The 5,316-nt window shown below is 57.6% G+C and carries 2 protein-coding genes and 1 pseudogene; all 3 read left to right on the top strand.

The genetic code is table 11. The annotated features are described in order from the left end of the window. Positions 1-1,554: 1,554 nt before the first annotated feature. The gene (locus tag WCB02_RS33625; protein ID WP_423965250.1) at positions 1,555-2,841 is read left to right on the top strand and encodes a hypothetical protein; all 1,287 of its coding nucleotides are present in this window, start codon (positions 1,555-1,557) and stop codon (positions 2,839-2,841) included. 257 nt (positions 2,842-3,098) lie between these two features. Next, entirely contained in the window at positions 3,099-4,064 is a 966-nt protein-coding gene (locus WCB02_RS33620) for a hypothetical protein (RefSeq protein ID WP_423965248.1), read from the top strand. Positions 4,065-4,229: 165 nt separating this feature from the next. Further along, positions 4,230-4,568: pseudogene (gene rplU, locus WCB02_RS33615) on the top strand (50S ribosomal protein L21); the annotation flags it as partial. Between the last annotated feature and the right edge of the window lie 748 nt (positions 4,569-5,316).

The raw sequence follows: 5,316 nt of genomic DNA, 5'->3' as shown, positions 1-5,316 counted from the left end.
GAGCGCGTCGGGGCCGCCATCCGCGCTCCAACCAACCATCAAATAGCTCGGACGAAGCACCATCAAAATGCGTGATCACGCTTAACCGGGAGGGACCCGTCGACATTGGACCACCTGTCGGCGCACGCGGGCGAACCGGACAGCGTTTTGGCATACTTCAATCGAGAGAAATCTCATTCAACCAGAGTGCCCCAAACAATCAGACTTCGGCAGGATGATAGATCACCCAAGTGGTATGTGCATCCGCAGCACGGACACAGGGTCGACATTGTAGCCTTGCCGATCGTCGTTGAACCGCCAGCGGCACCGAATCCATTCAATGATCTAGAGGCCGCGGCGCTACGTCTAGAGATAGGAATGGACGTCTTTATTCTTGGATACCCGTTCCAACCAGGTCCGACGGCCTTGCCGATCTGGAAGCGAGCGAGTGTAGCATCTGAGCCGCAAGCCATCGTCCCCGAACAGCTGCACATCCTTCTTGATACGGCGTCGCGACCAGGTATGTCCGGTTCGCCGGTCATAAGGCGGAGCTGGGCTGCGCATCTCTACGAAAACCAGGAGGGAAGCGTGCTCGGAAGGCCGGTCCAGACAAGACTTGTGGGGGTCTATTCGGGGCGCGTGGGGGCAAGCGACGTGGCTGCTCAGCTCGGGATCATGTGGGCGGCATCATTCGTCACTGAGATCGTGGCCGGCCGGGTGCTGGATGCCCCTTAAAGGTTCTCGCGTTTGGGCGCGCTACTGACCCAGGCCCTTGCGTTGAGCTAGGCGACCGCTCTTCGAGCGCATCATGAACCCACGTTTTGCGCTGAAATCGCTCACGCTATTCTAGGCGAAGAAGAATGGCGCACGAAGGGCGGCGCTTGGCGGACTATCAATACGCCACCTTGCGAATTGAGCTGCTCGTCGATGAGAGAAAAGGGCTTCAGAAATAGTGTGAGCGATGTGGCGGACCCACGACTCCAACCCCCGAGCCTCTGGACGGTGGCTCCTACATGTTGGGTCGCGAGCGCGCCGTATTGTAGCATTGTGTCCTGGCAACCGACCGTCTGCAGCCCATGGATGGGAGGGCGGGGGGACATCTGAAGGGCTGTGCCCAGTTCGGACAAGCCGGAAACGCCATTACGGTTCAGTAGCGCTTAGATCTCCCTTTTGTCCGAATGCGCCTTGAAAGTATTCTGTCGCCGAAACCCTTCCAAGCTGCTGCTGCGACGAGCCGGACCACGACAAACCAGTGAACCCAGGAATAGCGCGCGAGGCGCCCCCGGAAGCACTCTGTGCGGCGCGGCCCGCATTTTTGAAATTCGCGCTTGACTTAGACTTTCACTTATAGGTTGAATTGCCTTCTGAGACGTTTTTTTAAATTCTTTTATTAAATCCTTGAGGGAAGACTTGAATTCACTGGCCGCGATGCAGTCCGGTCGTGTCACCTGGCGGAGGCGGTTGAGCGCGCCGCAGGGCGGGCAACGCCGATCACGCTCCGGTGTCTCGCGTTGTGGGCGAGACGCGAGAGTTCTCGTGCGACAGCGGTTTTCCACAGTTTCATACCACTATATCTTGTATTCCTCCTCCGATTTGCCCACAGATGCTGATGCAATTGTCGGCAGATTCGCGGTGAGCAGCGCTCTCAACGTCGGCCTCGATATCGAACCGCAAAGGGCTGAGACTAGTGCACCGCACACGCCGTCTGCGCGCGTTTGGATACTAGCCCTTCACAGCGACGCCAAGACACGCAGCATCGATGATTTGCTAACGAGGGATGCCCGTTGGGTGTCAGCCAGGACAGGCGAAAGCCTTATCCCTCCAGAAGATGATATTCTCTTCTACGAGCCGCAGGAAAAGAAGTTCGTCTACGCCACGACGCGCTCTCGGGGACACATGAGCTGGTCGGTAGATCGCGCAGCGCGGACGGTTTTTGCAGGCGAGGCCGAGAGTCTGGCCCGCGAGTTGCTCTTTATCAGTTTCCGGGGCGGCGCGCCGGCTGCCCGGACTGGCCTCGGGGCTCCGCCGATTTCGCGGGTTGTTGATCAAGTCGCCCATCCTCGCGATCGGGCAGAGACAGCGTTTCTTTGCTCCAAAGGTCTTTCAATTTTCAAGCAGCTCGATGGTAGCGTTGAAGGCATTATGTGTCGCGCCATTGCCGATTCTTTGTTGGAGGAGGGTAGCGATCCTTTTGAGGTTATTTCGTACCTTAATCGTTCTCAACTCGCTTTCGGGCGGTCATGGCTGAGCGCTCCATGCAAATCCGCACACCAGGCGCGCCGATTAATCAAGTATTTAGCCACGCAGCAATCGCAGCACAAGCTGCCGTTCGACTCCAACGCCCTAGAGCCGAAGACACTTCAAGATCGTCGCTCTCCTACGCGTCTCGGATTCTCGTCCGAGCACGCGGCGGGATTGGCCATCACGACCCACGCCGAGGCTGTTCGCGACGAGTGTCGTTTGCTCGATCGGCGGGTTGTTCTGGATCGGATCCCGTTCGAGCCATCGCGCGTCATCAAGCTGTTCGAGCGTGTGCAGCACGAGAAACTAAGACCATCTGCGCTCGTGCTCGGAAAGAAGGCAGTTGCAGGTCAGGTCGTCGATGTTGAGGCCGTTCTCGATGGGGAGCTGCCGACAATGCTCGGCATTGCCGGCAGGGTTGGCCGCGCTGATCGCTGGACTACATTGCAGCTGTCGGGTTCCAACGCGAGCATCGAAAATCCTGTTATCGGCGGGTATGTCGGCGAGCCGGTTGTCTTTCGCGTAACGCCATCCCGGCCTGGCCGAGTCGGGCTCAAACTGTCTTGTCTGCCAGAGCGGGGTACGCTCTCGGAGATAGAGTTGTCATTTCCCGTGTCCTAGAGAATTAGAAGCGGAAGACGATTATGAATGGTTTGGGCTCAATTCCGACGGAAGAAGTGCAGATTCTAGACGCCCGATTTAGCAACACTTGCGAATTTACGCTAAGCATCAAGCGCCACGGGATTGTTACGTTTCATTCAACGTCCTCCACTGAGACGCTGTCTCGGCTTGCGGGTAGAGCACGCGAGTTGCCGCGGCCGTGCCGTCGCTCTCACGCGGACTACTCCTCGGAGCCGCTGGCAACTCGTGACGGGTATATGAAGCAGGTTCTTCAGAATGGAGCGGCGTTGTTCGCTGAAATCGTTACGGATGCCGCAGACCGTAAGACGTTCGCAAGCATGCTCTCTGCCCACGCGGGCTCTACCATTCGAGTCACGGGCGACGGCGTATGTGTGCCTTGGGAAGCCTTGTGTTTGGCGGAAGATCCTGCCAACGCGACTTACAAAGACTTCCTTGGCTGGAATCATATAGTATCGCGGGAGGTCAAACGCGACTACAAGCCTTTTAAACTGGATGCTGACGTGACCAGAGCAGGTTTTGTGGAAGACGACAGCCTTGCAAGCGTCCGCCGAGGAGAGACCCGGCTCGCAATTGACGGACTTGGTAGCGCCATCGCTAAAGTTGCGCTCAATCCGCTAAAGACTACAACCGACAAAAGCCATTTTCATTCGTTTTTTTACGACACGCAGACTCCGAAAGAACTGGTCCAATTCGACTCTCACATTGAGGGCGGGAGCGCCGTTCAGGCTTCCCATATGAGGGTGACCGACAAGTTCGCGCTTCCCTTCCAAGCGTTCCGCGAAGCCGTGCTGATGTCGGAGCCCTTTATCTTGCTCAATGCCTGCGGGGCGGGCACCACCAACTGGGCCAGCAGGGGCGGTTATGCGGCCAAGCTATGGGCCAACGGAGCGGCACTTGTCATCGCAGCAGAGGCCGCGCTCGGCGATGGGTTCATGACAGACTTCGCCGGCCTCTTTTATTTGATGGCGAGCGATGGCGCCCACGCCGCCGAGGCCCTTCTAAAAGCTCGGCGAATTTCGTTGGAGGAAGGTCGCAACCCGGCGGCATTGTTTTATGGCGTCTACGGCGAGCCCGATTTTCAGCTGAAAGCGCGCCCGGTATCGGCGTCGAAACGGGCGGAATTCGTTGCTAAAGGCCGCATTTTGGGAACCGTCTGGCCGCCTGAGCCCACGAAAGTGCCCGCTACGACACCTTGGACGTAAATCGTTTCGAAAGGATCAATGTGATCGACCATGCTGTCAAAGCGGGCCAGCGCAAGTCGCAACTCGATACCGTAGGACTGCGCTAAAATCACTCATAACGACTGAACAAGAAGCCGGCCCGGACCCAAGGTTCGAGGCCGGGAACGGAGACGAAGGAAATAAGCGATGTTCGCAGTCATCAAAACCGGCGGCCACCAATACCGTGTCGCTCCGGATGATGTGCTTGAGATTGGCAAGATCGCCGGCGACGTCGGCACGATCGTGCAGTTGGGGGAAGTGCTGATGCTCGGCGGTGCGACGCCGACGCTGGGCGTGCCGACGGTGGCTGGCGCGACCGTTGCGGCCGAGGTGCTGCAGCACAAGCGTGGCCCAAAGGTGATCTCATTCAAGAAGCGTCGCCGCAAGAACTCGCGCCGCAAGCGCGGCTATCGCGACGAACTCACGGTGTTGCGTGTGACCGAGATCCTGACCGACAACGCGAAGCCGACCATCGGTCCGCGGCCCTGGAAGATGGCTAAGTCGGATAGTGACCAAAGAAATAGAGGATTCTATCAGCGATTTCAAAGGGATGATGTGAGTTCAGGTCGCAGAGATACCGCTCCCAGCCCGGCAATCGCGCGACGCAGCTACGAAGGGTCCTCCAAAAGCCACGAATCCTCCCTAGCTAAGGGGGAACAAAGCCGTCAGGATGCCGGTAGACAGCAGCGGGAGCCGGCCGGGGATGCGTTGTCGAAAGGAACGGGAAAGGCTTGGTCACTAACCTCCGACCAAGCAGTCGCACTCGCCATTCGCCTTGGGGCCCAAGACGCAAGAGACCGGATCGCTGCCATGCAAGAACTTCAGAAACGCGAATTAAGCCCTGCAGAGGCGAAACACTTCGCCGCTAGGTTAATCAGTTCGCTCGTATCGGATGATTCGGTCGAGGCTGTCAATGCCGCAATTACCCTTTGTCAATTGGTTTATCCAGAGCGGTATAAAGGTGTGGTAGCGCAAGAAGATCTATATGCCCGTGTACGGGAGGATTTGCCCAAAGCGTTACATGACCGTCGGATTGATTATGTGACCCACCTCGATGCTGAACGTCTCCACGACGGGTGGGTTCGTGTGCATGCGCGCCTAAGCAATGAATTGCCGTTTAAACTGGGTGGTAAGCGGACGAGATTGATCACGCCCGAATGGATCGAAAAGGCGACGGCGGAAGACTTTACGATTATTGTCAGCGGACCTTCGGTAGACTCCCACACGGTACGGC

The sequence above is a fragment of the Bradyrhizobium sp. genome (assembly GCF_049581145.1).
Lineage (GTDB): Bacteria > Pseudomonadota > Alphaproteobacteria > Rhizobiales > Xanthobacteraceae > Bradyrhizobium.
Note: the sequence above shows the minus strand (reverse complement) of the source record. Positions and strands in the feature narration are given on the sequence as shown.